The organism is Brevibacillus centrosporus (assembly GCF_046622605.1).
Taxonomy (GTDB): Bacteria; Bacillota; Bacilli; order Brevibacillales; family Brevibacillaceae; genus Brevibacillus; species Brevibacillus centrosporus.
The window spans coordinates 1,060,001-1,074,288 of sequence record NZ_CP176856.1; the positions used below are offsets into that span (position 1 = coordinate 1,060,001).

The 14,288-nt window shown below is 51.7% G+C and carries 12 protein-coding genes, 13 tRNA genes, 1 rRNA gene and 1 pseudogene (1 of these 27 cut by a window edge); 25 read left to right on the top strand and 2 right to left on the bottom strand.

Translation table 11 applies throughout. The features are described 5' to 3' along the window. The 17 genes and pseudogenes from ACLIN2_RS05580 to ACLIN2_RS05660 form a co-directional block, all read left to right on the top strand. Positions 1-772: ribosomal RNA gene (locus ACLIN2_RS05580) — 23S ribosomal RNA — on the top strand; it begins 2,155 nt to the left of the window's first position. A 52-nt stretch (positions 773-824) separates the two neighbouring features. Next, positions 825-900 (top strand) — tRNA-Asn (locus ACLIN2_RS05585). Positions 901-903: 3 nt separating this feature from the next. Next, a tRNA-Ser gene (locus ACLIN2_RS05590) sits at positions 904-996 on the top strand. Positions 997-1,000: 4 nt separating this feature from the next. Then, positions 1,001-1,077 (top strand) — tRNA-Glu (locus tag ACLIN2_RS05595). 48 nt (positions 1,078-1,125) lie between these two features. Further along, a tRNA-Val gene (locus ACLIN2_RS05600) sits at positions 1,126-1,201 on the top strand. Positions 1,202-1,210: 9 nt separating this feature from the next. Further along, positions 1,211-1,287: transfer RNA gene (locus ACLIN2_RS05605), tRNA-Met, on the top strand. Between the two features lie 15 nt (positions 1,288-1,302). Continuing rightward, positions 1,303-1,379: transfer RNA gene (locus ACLIN2_RS05610), tRNA-Asp, on the top strand. Between the two features lie 34 nt (positions 1,380-1,413). Then, positions 1,414-1,486 (top strand) — tRNA-Phe (locus ACLIN2_RS05615). A 7-nt stretch (positions 1,487-1,493) separates the two neighbouring features. Then, positions 1,494-1,567 (top strand) — tRNA-Trp (locus ACLIN2_RS05620). A 24-nt stretch (positions 1,568-1,591) separates the two neighbouring features. Then, a tRNA-His gene (locus ACLIN2_RS05625) sits at positions 1,592-1,667 on the top strand. Positions 1,668-1,694: 27 nt separating this feature from the next. Continuing rightward, positions 1,695-1,769: transfer RNA gene (locus ACLIN2_RS05630), tRNA-Gln, on the top strand. 7 nt (positions 1,770-1,776) lie between these two features. Beyond that, a tRNA-Gly gene (locus tag ACLIN2_RS05635) sits at positions 1,777-1,852 on the top strand. Between the two features lie 31 nt (positions 1,853-1,883). Then, a tRNA-Cys gene (locus tag ACLIN2_RS05640) sits at positions 1,884-1,957 on the top strand. 8 nt (positions 1,958-1,965) lie between these two features. After that, positions 1,966-2,047 (top strand) — tRNA-Leu (locus tag ACLIN2_RS05645). Positions 2,048-2,336: 289 nt separating this feature from the next. Beyond that, entirely contained in the window at positions 2,337-2,663 is a 327-nt protein-coding gene (locus ACLIN2_RS05650) for a hypothetical protein (protein ID WP_411503441.1), read from the top strand. Then, positions 2,645-3,242: pseudogene (locus ACLIN2_RS05655) on the top strand (NAD(P)/FAD-dependent oxidoreductase); the annotation flags it as partial. The gene ACLIN2_RS05650 and the pseudogene ACLIN2_RS05655, both read left to right, overlap by 19 nt. Before the next feature lie 320 nt (positions 3,243-3,562). Next, entirely contained in the window at positions 3,563-4,891 is a 1,329-nt protein-coding gene (locus tag ACLIN2_RS05660) for a purine/pyrimidine permease (protein WP_411503442.1), read from the top strand. Positions 4,892-4,907: 16 nt separating this feature from the next. On the opposite strand, the gene ACLIN2_RS05665 is transcribed toward ACLIN2_RS05660, so the two are convergent. Beyond that, on the bottom strand, positions 4,908-5,579 hold the full coding sequence (locus ACLIN2_RS05665) for a B3/B4 domain-containing protein (RefSeq protein ID WP_092266501.1): 672 nt from the start codon (positions 5,577-5,579) through the stop codon (positions 4,908-4,910). Between the two features lie 157 nt (positions 5,580-5,736). On the opposite strand from ACLIN2_RS05665, the gene rnhA reads away from it, so the two are divergent. From rnhA to ACLIN2_RS05685, 4 genes are all read left to right on the top strand, one after another. Next, positions 5,737-6,177: a ribonuclease HI gene (gene rnhA, locus ACLIN2_RS05670; protein WP_092266500.1), complete on the top strand. Its 441-nt coding sequence runs from the start codon at positions 5,737-5,739 to the stop codon at positions 6,175-6,177. Next, positions 6,174-7,337, top strand: a complete 1,164-nt coding sequence (gene queG, locus ACLIN2_RS05675) for a tRNA epoxyqueuosine(34) reductase QueG (RefSeq protein ID WP_411503443.1) — start codon at positions 6,174-6,176, stop codon at positions 7,335-7,337. Before rnhA ends, queG begins: the two co-directional genes overlap by 4 nt. A gap of 51 nt (positions 7,338-7,388) precedes the next feature. Next, positions 7,389-7,940, top strand: coding sequence for a methylated-DNA--[protein]-cysteine S-methyltransferase (locus ACLIN2_RS05680; RefSeq protein ID WP_411503444.1), 552 nt, complete (start codon positions 7,389-7,391; stop codon positions 7,938-7,940). A gap of 130 nt (positions 7,941-8,070) precedes the next feature. After that, positions 8,071-9,048, top strand: a complete 978-nt coding sequence (locus ACLIN2_RS05685; RefSeq protein ID WP_411503445.1) for an amidase domain-containing protein — start codon at positions 8,071-8,073, stop codon at positions 9,046-9,048. Positions 9,049-9,062: 14 nt separating this feature from the next. Here the strand turns inward: ACLIN2_RS05685 and ACLIN2_RS05690 are convergent, their stop codons facing one another. After that, entirely contained in the window at positions 9,063-9,767 is a 705-nt protein-coding gene (locus tag ACLIN2_RS05690; protein ID WP_411504513.1) for a hypothetical protein, read from the bottom strand. A gap of 158 nt (positions 9,768-9,925) precedes the next feature. Here ACLIN2_RS05690 and trmL point away from each other — a divergent pair, with 158 nt between their 5' ends. From trmL to ACLIN2_RS05710, 4 genes are all read left to right on the top strand, one after another. Next, positions 9,926-10,396, top strand: coding sequence for a tRNA (uridine(34)/cytosine(34)/5-carboxymethylaminomethyluridine(34)-2'-O)-methyltransferase TrmL (gene trmL, locus ACLIN2_RS05695; protein WP_092266496.1), 471 nt, complete (start codon positions 9,926-9,928; stop codon positions 10,394-10,396). A gap of 62 nt (positions 10,397-10,458) precedes the next feature. Further along, positions 10,459-11,184: an HAD family hydrolase gene (locus ACLIN2_RS05700; RefSeq protein WP_411503446.1), complete on the top strand. Its 726-nt coding sequence runs from the start codon at positions 10,459-10,461 to the stop codon at positions 11,182-11,184. Between the two features lie 155 nt (positions 11,185-11,339). Then, positions 11,340-11,834 (top strand): hypothetical protein, encoded by a 495-nt coding sequence (locus ACLIN2_RS05705; RefSeq protein ID WP_411503447.1) that lies wholly within the window; start codon positions 11,340-11,342, stop codon positions 11,832-11,834. Positions 11,835-12,346: 512 nt separating this feature from the next. Continuing rightward, positions 12,347-14,245 (top strand): PrkA family serine protein kinase, encoded by a 1,899-nt coding sequence (locus ACLIN2_RS05710; protein WP_411503448.1) that lies wholly within the window; start codon positions 12,347-12,349, stop codon positions 14,243-14,245. The last annotated feature ends 43 nt before the right edge of the window (positions 14,246-14,288 follow it).

Here is a 14,288-nt window from a genome sequence, read left to right on the forward strand (position 1 = left end):
GCTGAGAAGCAGGGGCGCCAGCCTCTGTGGAGCTGTCGGTGGGATACCACCCTTGATGTACGGAGTTTCTAACTCGTCGCCCTTATCGGGCGAGAGGACCATGCCAGGTGGGCAGTTTGACTGGGGCGGTCGCCTCCCAAAAGGTAACGGAGGCGCCCAAAGGTTCCCTCAGAATGGTCGGAAATCATTCGTAGAGTGTAAAGGCAGAAGGGAGCTTGACTGCGAGACCTACAAGTCGAGCAGGGACGAAAGTCGGGCTTAGTGATCCGGTGGTTCCGCATGGAAGGGCCATCGCTCAACGGATAAAAGCTACCCTGGGGATAACAGGCTTATCTCCCCCAAGAGTCCACATCGACGGGGAGGTTTGGCACCTCGATGTCGGCTCATCGCATCCTGGGGCTGAAGTAGGTCCCAAGGGTTGGGCTGTTCGCCCATTAAAGCGGTACGCGAGCTGGGTTCAGAACGTCGTGAGACAGTTCGGTCCCTATCTGTCGCGGGCGTAGGAAGTTTGAGGAGAGCTGTCCTTAGTACGAGAGGACCGGGATGGACGCACCGCTGGTGCACCAGTTGTCACGCCAGTGGCACAGCTGGGTAGCTATGTGCGGACGGGATAAGCGCTGAAAGCATCTAAGCGTGAAGCCCCCTCCAAGATGAGACTTCCCACAGCGCAAGCTGGTAAGACCCCTCATAGACGATGAGGTTGATAGGTTCGGTGTGGAAGCGTGGTAACACGTGGAGCTGACGAATACTAATCGGTCGAGGACTTATCCACACTCTTAGCAAACATGCAGATCCAGTTTTGAAGGTATGAATCCTTCAAACGTTCCTCGGTAGCTCAGTTGGTAGAGCAATCGGCTGTTAACCGATCGGTCGGCGGTTCGAGTCCGTCCCGAGGAGCCATATGGATGGATGTCCGAGCGGCCGAAGGAGCACGATTGGAAATCGTGTAGGCGGGGTCGACCCGTCTCGTGGGTTCAAATCCCACTCCATCCGCCATATTGGCCCGTTGGTGAAGCGGTTTAACACAGCAGCCTTTCACGCTGTCATACAGGGGTTCGAATCCCCTACGGGTCACCATACAAAACATTCCTACTCTGTAGGGCCCGACATGTGTCGGGGAAACGTGGAGGCTTAGCTCAGCTGGGAGAGCATCTGCCTTACAAGCAGAGGGTCGGCGGTTCGATCCCGTCAGCCTCCACCATAATATCGTCGCGGGATGGAGCAGCTCGGTAGCTCGTCGGGCTCATAACCCGAAGGTCGCAGGTTCAAATCCTGCTCCCGCAACCAAATTTTCTCCTTTATGGAGCTGTGGTGAAGTTGGAGTTCACGCCGGTCTGTCACACCGGAGGTCGCGGGTTCGAGTCCCGTCAGCTCCGCCATTTTCTTTCAAAGAAATGGCGATTGAATACATAAGGCTCGGTAGCTCAGTCGGTAGAGCAGAGGACTGAAAATCCTCGTGTCGGCGGTTCGATTCCGTCCCGAGCCACCTTTGTAGGGGCATAGTTTAAAGGTAGAACGAAGGTCTCCAAAACCTTTGGTGTGGGTTCGATTCCTACTGCCCCTGCCACTTTTGAATGAAGCATGATACATGGCGGTCGTGGCGAAGGGGTTAACGCACCGGATTGTGGCTCCGGCACTCGTGGGTTCAAGTCCCATCGATCGCCCCATTCTTTTCAAAGTTGGGGATTACTTATTGGGGTATAGCCAAGCGGTAAGGCAACGGACTTTGACTCCGTCATTCCTAGGTTCAAATCCTAGTACCCCAGCCATTTATATGCGGACGTAGCTCAATTGGTAGAGCGTCGCCTTGCCAAGGCGAAGGTCGAGGGTTCGAGACCCTTCGTCCGCTCCATAAGCTTCATCAAATCGAATGCTTAGAACATGGAGGCATAGCCAAGGGGTAAGGCACGGGTCTGCAAAACCCTTATCCCCGGTTCAAATCCGGGTGCCTCCTCCATATGATTTGCCGGTGTGGCGGAATGGCAGACGCGCGCGACTCAAAATCGTGAGGGAAACCGTGGGGGTTCAAGTCCCTTCACCGGCACCATACATATAAGAAAGCTCTGAACATCAATTTTATTGATTTCAGGGTTTTTTTATTTGTCTTTGTGACATGACTAGTTCGGTCATAAGTACGTGAATAGTAAGATTAATATTGATTATCAATCTCATCATAAGTAAGATGAATAGAGGGATGACTAGCAAATGGACATGAACAGGTCAATTAGTGATAATGATTATCACTATAGCGTATCTTTGCTGCATCCACAGAGTTTGTTTTTAATGGAACGCTCTATACGCTTGCCCTGGGGAATGTGGTGCACGGTGGCGCGCATATGCAATTGGATCGGCATGTACTTGGCGACAGCAGATGGGAGTACTTGCTCGTGCTGTATCGAATCTGTGCACCAGAGCCAGGAGGGTTCTGTCTCCCAAAATCGCATTTTGAGCTTGTACCCGGGCATAGCCCACGTCTGACGGAGCTTCTGGAGCTCCTGTGGAAGGTGTCTCGTGAGCCGGGCGGGATTTCCGCCTTTCAGACAGAAATGCTGTTTCGTTGTGCACTAGAGGAACTGTTCGTCTGTGTCCGCAACCAAAGCAACGATGGAGAGCAAGCGTTATTTGAGCAAATATCGAGATGTGTTTTAAAGATAAGACTATAATCATTTCTGGTGGAGGAAACTCGGCGGTTGATTGGGCAAATGAGCTTGAACCGCTCGCTCATCAAGTATACCTCACTTATCGGAAAGACACTTTATCGGGGCACGAAGCGCAGGTAAAACAGCTCATCAACAGCTCAGTAAAATGCTTTTTGGATACCTCCATTACCAGGCTGATTGCTTCTGCTGATCATGAGAAGATTGAGAGAGTTGAGCTGACCAACCACGTGACAGGGGAAGTGCAGGAGCTCTACATTGACGAAGTGATCATTAATCATGGCTATGAGCGCGACAGATCTTTATTGGAAAATAGCAAAGTGAAGCTCGAATTGAGCGAAGATCGTTTTATCGGGTCTAGCCACTAGCACGACCTCTGTGCCGGGCATTTACGCAGCGGGTGATGTCCTGAAGTATGAGGGAAAAGTTCACTTGATGGCTGGAGCTTTCCAAGATGCCGCGAATGCTGTAAACCAAGCGAAATTATTTATTCAGCCGGAAGCGCAAAAAGGTGGAATTTTTTCTTCCCACAACGATATTTTCCAAAGCCGGAACCGCGAGTTAATCAAGCAGATGATGAAATAGGCGAGGAATCGGAAAGAATAAAGGAAAGGCTCGTAAATCACGCAATCGTGACGTATGAGCCTTTTTCTTATGAAAGTCGCATGGATAGGAAATTGCCCTTTATGCAGCAGGCTCTGATGCAGGGGTATGATGGGTCTGCATATTTGCGAGGAAACCAGATGGTTATATTCAAAGCGGTATTGTATACTTTCATATGTCTAGCGCCAACTTGCAAATAATCAGGTTGGTAAAATTACAATCGTCTTTGAATAGCTCAGTCTTTTCGGGAATAGGGAATACGTGGGGGTTTTTGTCAGTAAGGGAAAAAGAGGTGGTTTCAAATGAAGTACGGTTTGCATGATAAACCGCCAGTTGGCACAACGATATTGTCGGCACTCCAATGGATGATTGTCGCGGTCTCCAGCAGTGTGGCGGTTCCGCTGATGATCGGAGACGTCTATGGACTGCAGGCGGATGAGATTGGCAATCTGATGCAGCAAACGATGTTCTTTATCGGATTGGCATCCCTACTGCAAGTATGGATCGGCCACCGCTATCCGATGCTGGAAGGACCAGCAGGGCTGTGGTGGGGAATCGTTATTATTTTGGCACAAATAGGAACCAGTGTGGGGCTGCAGCCGCGTGAGATCGGTCAGTCCTTTCAAATTGGCCTAGGCATGGCTGGGCTGCTGTTTATGGTCTTCGGTTTGATGGGATGGATTGGGAAGCTGCAGAGATGGTTTACTCCGCTCGTTTCGGGAACGTATATGATCTTGCTCGCCGTCTCGCTATGCAGCAATATCCTGGCAGGGATGCTCGGGATCGGATTTCAGCATTCCAAAGAGGTGATCCCGCACGTTGCGATCGTTTCCGTCGCAATTGTGGCATTGGTGGTTTTGGTCATGCGTACGAAGAGGTTTTCCAGCTTTGCCGTCCTGTTTGGAATGGTCATTGGCTGGGTGCTATATGCCGTCATGGGCTGGACAGAGCCTGTTCGCACGGCAGAGCAAGTGATTGCGTGGCCATCGCTCTTTTTCTGGGGAGCTCCTCGCTGGGATTGGGGTGTCGTTCTGACGAGTATGCTGACAGGCTTTGTCCTGTTGACGAATCTGGTGACAAGCATGGTTGTTATGGGGAAAGCCACAGATACGGTGCCGACTGAGCAGCAATACAATCGCGGTGGGGTCTTTACAGGCGTCTCTCATGTGCTTTCCGGATTGGGTGGCGTAGTGGGGATGATTCCGCTCTCCCTGGCAGCTGCTGTCATCCAGACGACGAGAATGGCAGCTCGACTGCCTTTCATGCTGGCGATGATCGGGATCATGGCGATCGGCTTGTTCCCGTATGTGGCTCATTTTTTGGCAGCTCTGCCTACACCGGTCGCGTATGCCGCGATGTTTATTTCCTACACACAGCTGCTCGGCTTTGGACTGAAGGATTACGTGAACGTCAAAATGGACGATCGAACCATTATGGTTGGCGGAAGCTCGCTGCTGGTGGGGATTGGCGTCATGTTCGTGCCGGCAACAGCCTGGCAGCACTTGCCGGCACTTGTCAGCTTTTTATTCGGGAATGGCTTACTGCTCGGGGTAATTGTTTGTCTGCTTCTGGAGCACGTCGTTTTCCGCCAAAAAGGAGAAACGCAAAAGAAAGACGACCACGCAGCTTGACGGGCCGTCTTTCTTTTTAGGAATGCAGGAGGTAGGAGCTAGTAACTTCGCCACCGTTTATCTCTGTAAACATTCTGCCTACTGAGCCGAGTATCTCATCCTGCTTTTGTGCAGAGACCTGCTCGTGAAAGAAAATGACCTGCATGAGATTGCGGCTGCTTTCAGTAACACTGGTGCGCTTGGAATCGACGATCGGGCTGCCGAATGCCCCGTTTTCGTCCGCGAGCAGCAGCTTGCCTTCCATATTGACCTCGCGTCCGTTCAAGCCTTCATAAATGTCATCCGCGCGTCCGATTCGAAATACTACATCACCCACGAGCTGGTCCTGGTCATAGATGCCAAAAGGAAGAGCGTGGTGGACGGAGAAGAAATTATTGATATCCACTGCGCTGTTGATCCAGAAGAAGGCATTTCCCTGGAGAAGTCGGCGGAGCAGGGCTTCTGAAGAGGGGCGGTACCGAGACGGGTCGATCCCCGCTTGTTTAAAAGCAGCACGCCATTCCCGGATGCCTTCGATTTCAGTCAGTTTGGACACATCGTGCTCCAGGCGAAGCCCTTCGACAAAGTAGTTGATGCGTCCTTGAAGCATTTTGGGAGAGTCGCTGACGGAAGCACCGCTGTAGTGGAGAATGCCCAGGGAAAGGCGAGGGAGGCGTTCGGACACAGTGGCGTCCAGCTGTACTTTCATCATGTGTCACTCCTTTTCGAACCTATTTTTGGTAGTATAACAAATTTTTTTTGTGGAAGCGACTAACCTTCGTTACAATAGAAAAAGCACTAGATAAAACAAGTCATGCCTTTTCGATATAGAGTGGAAAAAGAATAGAAGGAGGAATCCCCTGACGATGACGACACGAGAAGTACAGATTTATACAGACGGAGCTTGTTCAGGCAACCCAGGTCCTGGCGGCTGGGGAGCCGTATTGATGTACGGACAGCATATCAAGGAGATGTCCGGTGCAGAACCGAATACGACCAACAACCGGATGGAGCTGAAGGCTGCGATCGAGGCGCTTTCTGTTTTGAAGGAGCCTTGTCAGGTGACCTTGTACAGCGATAGCGCCTACCTGGTCAACTGCTTTTTGCAGGGCTGGTACAAAGGCTGGCTGAAAAACGGCTGGAAGAACAGCAAGGGACAGCAGGTGGAGAATCAGGATTTGTGGAAAGAGCTGCTTCGATTGATGGATACGCATAAAGTGCAGTACGTAAAAGTAAAGGGACATGCGGACAACAAGTGGAATAATCGATGCGATGAGCTCGCGACAGGAGCGATCAAGCAGCTGTGAGCAATCAGCAGTACTGGGAACAAACGAAGCAGTCCATCATCGATTATGCCGCACAGATCGGGATCGACAAAATTGGTTTTGCGAGTGCTGATCCCTTTCTGGAGCTGAAAGAAAGGCTAATTGTCCATCGGGAAAAAGGGTACGAATCAGGCTTTGAGGAACCGGATCTGGATAAACGCACAGAGCCAGGCTTGCTCGTTGAAGGGGCGCGCTCCTTGATTTCTATTGCGTTGGCGTATCCTTCCAAGCTGGAAAATCCACCGAAGTCAGAGCCCGGGGCCTATCGCGGGATCTTGTGCAGAGCGGCATGGGGCACCGATTACCACCATGTTTTGCGCGACAAGCTAGCCAAGCTGAGTGCCTTTATTACCGAGCTCGAGCCGGGAGTAAAGATCGAGTCGATGGTAGATACGGGGGCGCTTTCGGATCGAGCGGTTGCAGAGCGAGCAGGACTTGGGTTTGTAGGCAAGAACTGCGCTTTGATTACGGAGGAATTCGGTTCGTGGGTGTATTTGGGGGAGCTGGTCACCAATCTGCCCCTGCCCGCGGATCAGCCAGTAGAGGAAGGCTGCGGAGATTGTAATATTTGTGTGGATGCCTGTCCGACCGGTGCGCTGGTACAGGGTGGACAGCTGGACGCCCAGCGATGTGTCGCGTATTTGACACAAGTAAAGGATTTCATTCCTGATGAATTCCGCGGAAAAATAGGCAACCGGCTTTACGGATGCGATACGTGCCAGACGGTGTGTCCGAAAAATCGCCGCCTCAACAATACCCATCATGCAGAATTTCAGCCAGATCCCGAGATCGCCAAGCCGCTCCTGCTGCCTTTACTGGACATGAGCAATAAAGAGTTCAAGGAAAAATTGGGCCTTTCCTCGTCATCCTGGAGGGGGAAAAAGCCAATTCAGCGAAATGCGATATTGGCGCTTGCTCATTTCAAGGACAAGACGGCCGTTCCGCATCTGGCTCGCTTGTTGGAGAACGACCCGCGTCCCGTCATTCGGGGAACGGCTGGATGGGCACTAGGGAAAATCGGCGGAGATGAGGCACGATTGGCTTTGATGAAGGCGATCGAGCGTGAGAGTGACGCTGCCGTACTAGCAGAGGTGCAAAAAGGACTGGCGATGCTCCCGGAGCAATCGGCAAGCAGTCACTAGTCAGACGTGTGTAGAAAAGAACAAGGAAAACGGGTATGGGAGGAACGTTGGATGGCAAATGGATTGGGGTATACCATCATGGACTCACCGATTGGACCGTTGTTGCTTGCTTCTACCGAAGAAGGGCTGTGCCATATCCAGTTTGAAGTAGAGCAGGATGGGATCGCACAGCTTACGCGTTGGTGCAAAAAGACGTTTTTAGGTGTAACTCCCGTGCGCGATGACGAGCGCAATGCAGCAGCTAAAAAGCAGCTGGAGGAGTATTTTGCCGGGGAAAGAAAGGTCTTTGACTTGCCGATCGTTTTATATGGGACGCCGTTTCAGAAATCCGTTTGGAACGCGCTTGCCGATATTCCCTATGGGGAGACGAGATCCTATAAGGACATTGCTTTGGCGATCGGGGCAGCGAAGGCTGTACGAGCGATCGGAGGAGCGAACAATCGCAACCCGATTCCGATCATCATTCCTTGCCACCGTGTGATCGGATCGAATGGTGCACTGGTTGGCTACGGAGGAGGATTGCCGATCAAGGAGCATTTGCTAGCCCTCGAAGGCGTTCCGCTGCACATACAGACTACACTAGATCAAGCTATCCGCTTCTGACGGGTGGCCAAGCTATCCGACTCCAACGGATAGCTTTTCTTTTTCTTCTGAACGAGTCGACTTTGACATATTCTTCATTGAGCAGACGGCAGGCAAAGTCCAATGGTGGCTGGTGAAGGAGGAGAGGCGAGTGGACTGGCGACAGTTTATCCGAAGCTATTTTGATAGCGTGCAGAAGGCGTGGCTGGATGGCGAGTATCAGCGTTTGCTGCCTTACTATTCCAACCAGGGGCAGGGAACAAAGAATGAATGGGAACGCATGAGGCGAGAGCACGTGCAGCTGGTGGGGCGCGGGGGAAAGACACAGTCCATTCAGGGAAGGCTGGTACCTTTATGTTGGATGGAAACGGAGCAGTCCATGGACATTTTGCTCTCCTGGAGCGGAAAACGCCACTATGGAATGGGAGAGCATTCACTGTCAGAAGCCAGCCGCTTTGTCCATCGGATTCGTTTGCAAAAAGAAGCAGCGAGCTGGCGCATCGATTCTCATACGGAGTGGGACGGTGACGCGAAAGTACCGTTCGACGCTTTGCAAGGGGAGGAGGAAGCAGAAGGGGCCTCCTCGATGGTGGAGGACGCTGTTTCCCAGCCGTTGCTTGTCGTGCATGGGGCAGGCGGATACAATCCGTGGAATGCAGTGGCGTATGCGGAGCGGTATTGGAACTCGCCAAACCCAGCCTACCCGCATTTTACTGACGATTGCACGAACTTTATTTCGCAATGTCTGTACGCTGGGGGAATTCCCATGCTCTTTTCCAAGGAGAAAGGGAGAGGCTGGTGGATTCGGATGGGAAAAGGCGGCGAGTGGAGCTACAGCTGGTCGGTTGCCCATGCTTTGTACCTGATGCTCAAATCAGGAGCTGCACCGATGCGGGCCGTGACAAAATCATCTCCGGACCAGCTGGAGCCGGGCGATATTATTTGCTATGACTTCGATGGCGATGGACGTTTTCAGCACAATACGATCGTCGTTGCCAAGGATGCCAACAATATGCCGCTCGTCAATGCGCATACAACCGACAGCAGCATGCGATACTGGGCGTATGAGGATTCTACAGCCTATACACCCAATATGCGTTATGCGTTTTTTCATATTAGAGGGGTGTAAGCAGGGGAGTGCCGTTACCGTTTTCGTCGCAAGATCGCAGTCAGAAAGCTCAGGCTCCGAGCGAGCCAGACGAGGACAGCGAGCCACAGAAGATCGGCGAAAGAATGCGGCTCTCCTTTGATGGTCTGCACGTAGATTAATCCGTGAAACAAAACAAGCAAGAATAATAAAGGATTAGAGAGATGCAGCCGCTTCCAGGCAGCTGTGCCCAACCATTTTTTGGCGGGGAGATAGGAGCTCACCCAGAGTACGAAAAGGATAAGAAGTGCACAAGCTCCCAGGTAATTGGCTACTCCAGCTAATGACCAGTTCGGGACGGGCCACTCCCAAGAACCGTTTTCCGCAGAGGAGAGAAAGAACAGGCCGAGCCAGCCATCTGCTTTGGGAGCTTGGCTATCAGAGATGATCAACAACCGAGGTTCTCCCTGAAAAAGGACAAGCACCAAAGCGACGTGAAGAAGCCCAGTCAGTCCGGCAAAGATCCCCACATCGCGGCGGATAGACAGCAACGTGGGGGCCCATCTGGCAGGCAGCCAGGTACATAGTGGACCGATCAACAAGGTCGCACCGATCAGGAAAAAAGCGAAATAACCGAACAGCATGCTCCAGGTTTCCAGAGGGGGAAACATAGCAAAGTGGTGCCACTTCCAGCCAGATGCGGCTGCGAGCAGCAGCAGACAGAAAACATAGGTCCATGAACGAAGCCATTTGCTTTCCATTTCGAACACGATGACCACACCCTTTTCATCGATTTTCTTTTAGATGCAAGAGGGTGACTTTTTGTTACAGCAGCTGCTAGGTGGTCATGGCTATGTTTCTTTATGTATAATAGAGCTTGGTTTGATTTTTAGTTCGGGACATGAGGAGATTTGCCGGTATGCCGTTACACATCGTATTGCATGAGCCGCTCATCCCTGCGAACACGGGAAATATTGCCCGTTCCTGCGCAGCGACAGGCGCACATTTGCATCTGATTCACCCGCTTGGTTTTTCTACCGATGATCGTTATTTGAAACGTGCTGGCCTGGATTATTGGCACGCAGTAAACATCCATTATCACGATAGCTTTGAAGCTTTTGCAGAGTCGCAGGGGCCGGATGCGGGAACCTTCTACTTCGTGGAGACATGGGGAGAAACGCTTTATTCGGACGTTTCCTTTCGCGATGGGGACTACATCATTTTGGGAAAAGAAACGACGGGTCTTCCTCCAGAGCTGACAGACCGCTACCGTGAGCAGACCATACGGATTCCGATGAGTGGTGCTACCCGTTCTGTCAATTTGTCCAACTGCGCGGCTATCGTCCTGTTTGAAGGCCTGCGCCAGCTAGGCTTCCCAGGGCTCAAATAACACGACACAGATACCGGAGCAGGGCACGCAGACCGACCATAAACAAGGGAGAGAAAAGGAAAATGACTGTGAATACGATCCTGTTTGACCTCGACGGCACACTTTTGGAAATGCAGACGGACCCATTTGTCAAAAGCTATTTGAAGGAAGTCGGTCGTCATGTCGGCGATCAATTTGATACACAAAAGCTCCTCTCGCTGATCTGGGACGCGACCAAAGCGATGATCGTGAGCCAGGAGCCTGACAAGACGAATGAACAGGTATTTATCGAGTACTTTACGGCGCACAGCGACTGGAAGCGCGAAGAGGTGTGGCCGTTGTTTGACTCCTTTTACCGCGATGTGTTCCCGACCTTGTCCCACCTGACGTACCCATCTCCTTGGGCAAAAAAGATCGTGGAAGCAGCGAAAAATCAAGGCTTCCGAGTCGCGGTCGCAACCAATCCGGTGTTCCCTCGAGAGGCGATCTACCACCGGCTTGCTTGGATCGGGATGACGGCGGATGAATTTGAGCTGGTCACCGTGTATGAGGACATGCACTCCACCAAGCCAAACCCGAGTTATTTTGCGGAAATCTGTGAGAAGCTCGGCGTGGAGCCAACCGAATGCGTCATGGTCGGCAACCACATGCAGGAAGACATGGTCGCATCCAAGCTGGGAATGAAGACGTTTCTGGTCACCAACTGGATGGAGGACCGCGGAGAACCGCAATATCCGGTGGATCAGAGAGGATCGCTGGAGGAGCTGTACCAAGCGATTGAAGCAGGTACAGGTATATTTGCACGCTAAAGACGAAGAGCTAGCAGGCTGTCGCAGAGGACAAGCCTGCTTTTGTTTTGGACGAAATCACGATGGATTTACACCAATCCCATACTTTTCCCAAAGACGTAAGGTAGGCTGGACTTGTACATAACCCGATTGGGCAAAAGGAAGGGGAGCATCCCATGAAGAAACTGATTTCTTCCATTGTACTGTGCAGCTTATTGGTGAGTGGTGTATCCATTGTCAATGCGGAAGGTGATACCACCTCCACACATGGAACGAAGGCGACAAAGGAGCAAAAAGCCGAGCAGCGTCTGGAAAAGCTGCAGGTAAAGGCGGAGAAGCTGGGTGTAGAGGCAGCTGGCAAAACGGCCACAGAGATCAAGGCTGAGCTGGCAGCCAAGCAGGCGGAAAAGAAAACGCTAAAGACGGCCAAACGGGAAGCAAAAGCTGCGAAGTGGGGAGTCGATCTCACAGGGAAGACCAAAGAGGAAGGAAAAGCGGCGATTCAAGCGGCTAAAGCAGCGAAGAAGGAAGCGGGACTGTCCAAGCAGTCGACGAAAGCAGAAAAGCTGGGAATCGAAGCAAGCGGCAAAACGGCGAAGCAGTTGAAGGAAGAAATCAAAGCGAGCAAGGCAGAGAAAAAGGCTGAGAAAAAGGCGGCAAAGAAAGTATAACCGCATACTGGAACAAAAAAGCAGATTGCCTGATGGAGGCAGTCTGCTTTTTTTTCCTGGGAGCGAGAAGCCGTAAAACGAGCTGATCGCCTCTGTCTATCCTTACAGGTTCCAGGTTTTGTCTTCGTTGTATCCAGCCGTCAGAATGAAGAAAAGAAAAGCTGCAAAAACAACTGCTACGATAAACGCACCCATGTTCGACTGCTCCTTTCGTGAACAAACTACTCCCATTATAGCGTAGCCTGCCCACTTTGCAAACGGATTAGCAGGGCTGTCAATGGCAAATTGGAGGAGGAAAAGGACAAGTTTCCCTACACCTCCTTAATTTTTTGTGGCAAGATTGCTGAAACTTGTGCAGATGTCTCGCATACACATATGTAAAGGCTTTACGAGCCTGCTCCAAACCGAAGAAAACGGGTGCCACGCGAATGCGTGACCGCAGGCAGACATATACATGAGAGTACATTGTCGTTGGGGAAGAGAGAGGGGCTTATGAGGGAGGAGTGTCGAGCATGGACATTTTAAAACGTATATCCGAGCACCGGGCCCGAGAAGAGAACCTGATGTGGAGAGGAACGTTCGCTGAATATTTGGAGCTGGTTCGCAAAAATCCGCAGATCGCCCAAACGGCACATTCACGCGTCTACAACATGATCAAGAGTGCCGGTGTGGAAGAGAATGAGGATGGCAGCCGTTCGTATCAATTTTTCAGCCGTGAAATTTTTGGTTTGGACCGTTCTGTGGAGCGATTGGTAGAAGAATATTTCCACTCTGCTGCCCGCCGTCTGGATGTTCGCAAACGGATTTTGCTGCTGATGGGCCCAGTCAGCGGTGGTAAATCGACGTTGGTGACCATGTTGAAGCGGGGACTGGAGGAGTATTCCCGTACCGAAGCGGGAGCCATCTATGCGCTGGAAGGCTGCCCGATGCAAGAAGAGCCGCTGCATCTCATTCCGCATGAACTACGCGCTGAGGTGGAAGAAGAGCTTGGCATTAAAATCGAGGGAGAGCTTACCCCGTACAACCGGATGCGTCTGGAATCGGAATACGGTGGATGCATCGAGGATTTCCCGGTTTGCCGGATTCTCTTTTCGGAAGCCAACCGCGTCGGGATCGGTACGTTCAGCCCTTCTGACCCGAAATCTCAGGACATCGCGGATTTGACGGGAAGCATCGACTTTTCGACGATCACGAAATACGGCTCCGAGTCCGACCCGCGCGCCTATCGTTTCGATGGTGAGTTAAACAAGGCCAACCGCGGTCTGATGGAATTCCAGGAAATGCTGAAGTGCGATGAAAAATTCCTCTGGCACCTGCTGTCCCTCACACAGGAAGGCAACTTCAAGGCAGGACGGTTTGCGCTCATTTCTGCTGATGAGCTTATTGTCGCCCATACGAATGAATCCGAGTACAAGTCGTTTATCGCGAACAAGAAAAACGAAGCCTTGCAGTCCCGGATCATCGTGATGCCGATGCCGTACAACCTGCGGGTGAGCGATGAGGAAAAAATTTATTCCAAGCTTATCAAACAGTCCGATCTGGGACATGTGCACATAGCGCCGCATGCACTGCGTTCCGCTGCTATTTTTTCCATTCTTACCCGATTGAAGGATTCGAAAAAACAGGGTGCCGATCTGCTGAAAAAGATGCGGCTCTACGATGGCGAGTCGGTAGAGGGCTTCAAAGGCGCCGATCTCGAGGAATTGCGAAACGAGCATGCAGATGAAGGAATGGCGGGAATCGACCCCCGTTACGTCATTAACCGCATCTCCAGTGCATTGATACGCCGCGACACGGAGTGCATCAATGCATTGGATATCCTGCGCGCGCTCAAGGAAGGCTTTGACCAGCATCCTTCCATCACCAAAGAGCAGCGGGAGCGGTACATGAACTTCATCTCCAGCGCACGTAAGGAATACGACGAGCTCGCGAAAAAAGAAGTGCAAAAGGCCTTCGTATACAGCTATGAGGAGTCTGCCAAAACGCTCATGGACAATTACCTGGATAACGTCGAAGCCTATTGCAACATGAACAAAATTCGGGACCCCGTTACTGGTGAGGAAATGGATCCAGATGAGCGCCTGATGCGTTCCATCGAGGAGCAAATCGGCATTTCTGAAAATGCCAAGCGTGCGTTCCGGGAAGAGATCCTCATCCGCATTTCGGCTTATGCGCGCAAAGGAAAGCGATTTGACTACAGCACGCATGATCGTCTGCGGGAAGCGATCGAGAAGAAGCTGTTTGCCGACCTCAAGGACGTCGTGAAAATTACGACCTCCAACAAAACGCCGGATGAGCATCAGCTGAAAAAGATCAACGAAGTGACAAAGCGCCTCATCGAAGAGCATCATTACTGCCCAATGTGCGCCAACGAGCTCTTGCGCTACGTCGGCAGCCTGCTGAATCGATAACGATACGAGAACACGGCCATGGCATGATCGTGCACGTCAAATT

Bases quoted from the DNA above. Each gene is read 5' to 3' on its own strand.
- ACLIN2_RS05710 (WP_411503448.1), top strand. From the start codon at position 12,347: ATGGACATTTTAAAACGTATATCCGAGCACCGGGCCCGAGAAGAGAAC.
- ACLIN2_RS05705 (WP_411503447.1), top strand. From the start codon at position 11,340: ATGAAGAAACTGATTTCTTCCATTGTACTGTGCAGCTTATTGGTGAGT.
- ACLIN2_RS05680 (WP_411503444.1), top strand. From the start codon at position 7,389: ATGGCAAATGGATTGGGGTATACCATCATGGACTCACCGATTGGACCG.
- rnhA (WP_092266500.1), top strand. From the start codon at position 5,737: ATGACGACACGAGAAGTACAGATTTATACAGACGGAGCTTGTTCAGGC.
- ACLIN2_RS05665 (WP_092266501.1), bottom strand. From the start codon at position 5,579: ATGAAAGTACAGCTGGACGCCACTGTGTCCGAACGCCTCCCTCGCCTT.
- ACLIN2_RS05690 (WP_411504513.1), bottom strand. From the start codon at position 9,767: ATGGAAAGCAAATGGCTTCGTTCATGGACCTATGTTTTCTGTCTGCTG.
- ACLIN2_RS05650 (WP_411503441.1), top strand. From the start codon at position 2,337: ATGCAATTGGATCGGCATGTACTTGGCGACAGCAGATGGGAGTACTTG.
- ACLIN2_RS05700 (WP_411503446.1), top strand. From the start codon at position 10,459: ATGACTGTGAATACGATCCTGTTTGACCTCGACGGCACACTTTTGGAA.
- trmL (WP_092266496.1), top strand. From the start codon at position 9,926: ATGCCGTTACACATCGTATTGCATGAGCCGCTCATCCCTGCGAACACG.
- ACLIN2_RS05660 (WP_411503442.1), top strand. From the start codon at position 3,563: ATGAAGTACGGTTTGCATGATAAACCGCCAGTTGGCACAACGATATTG.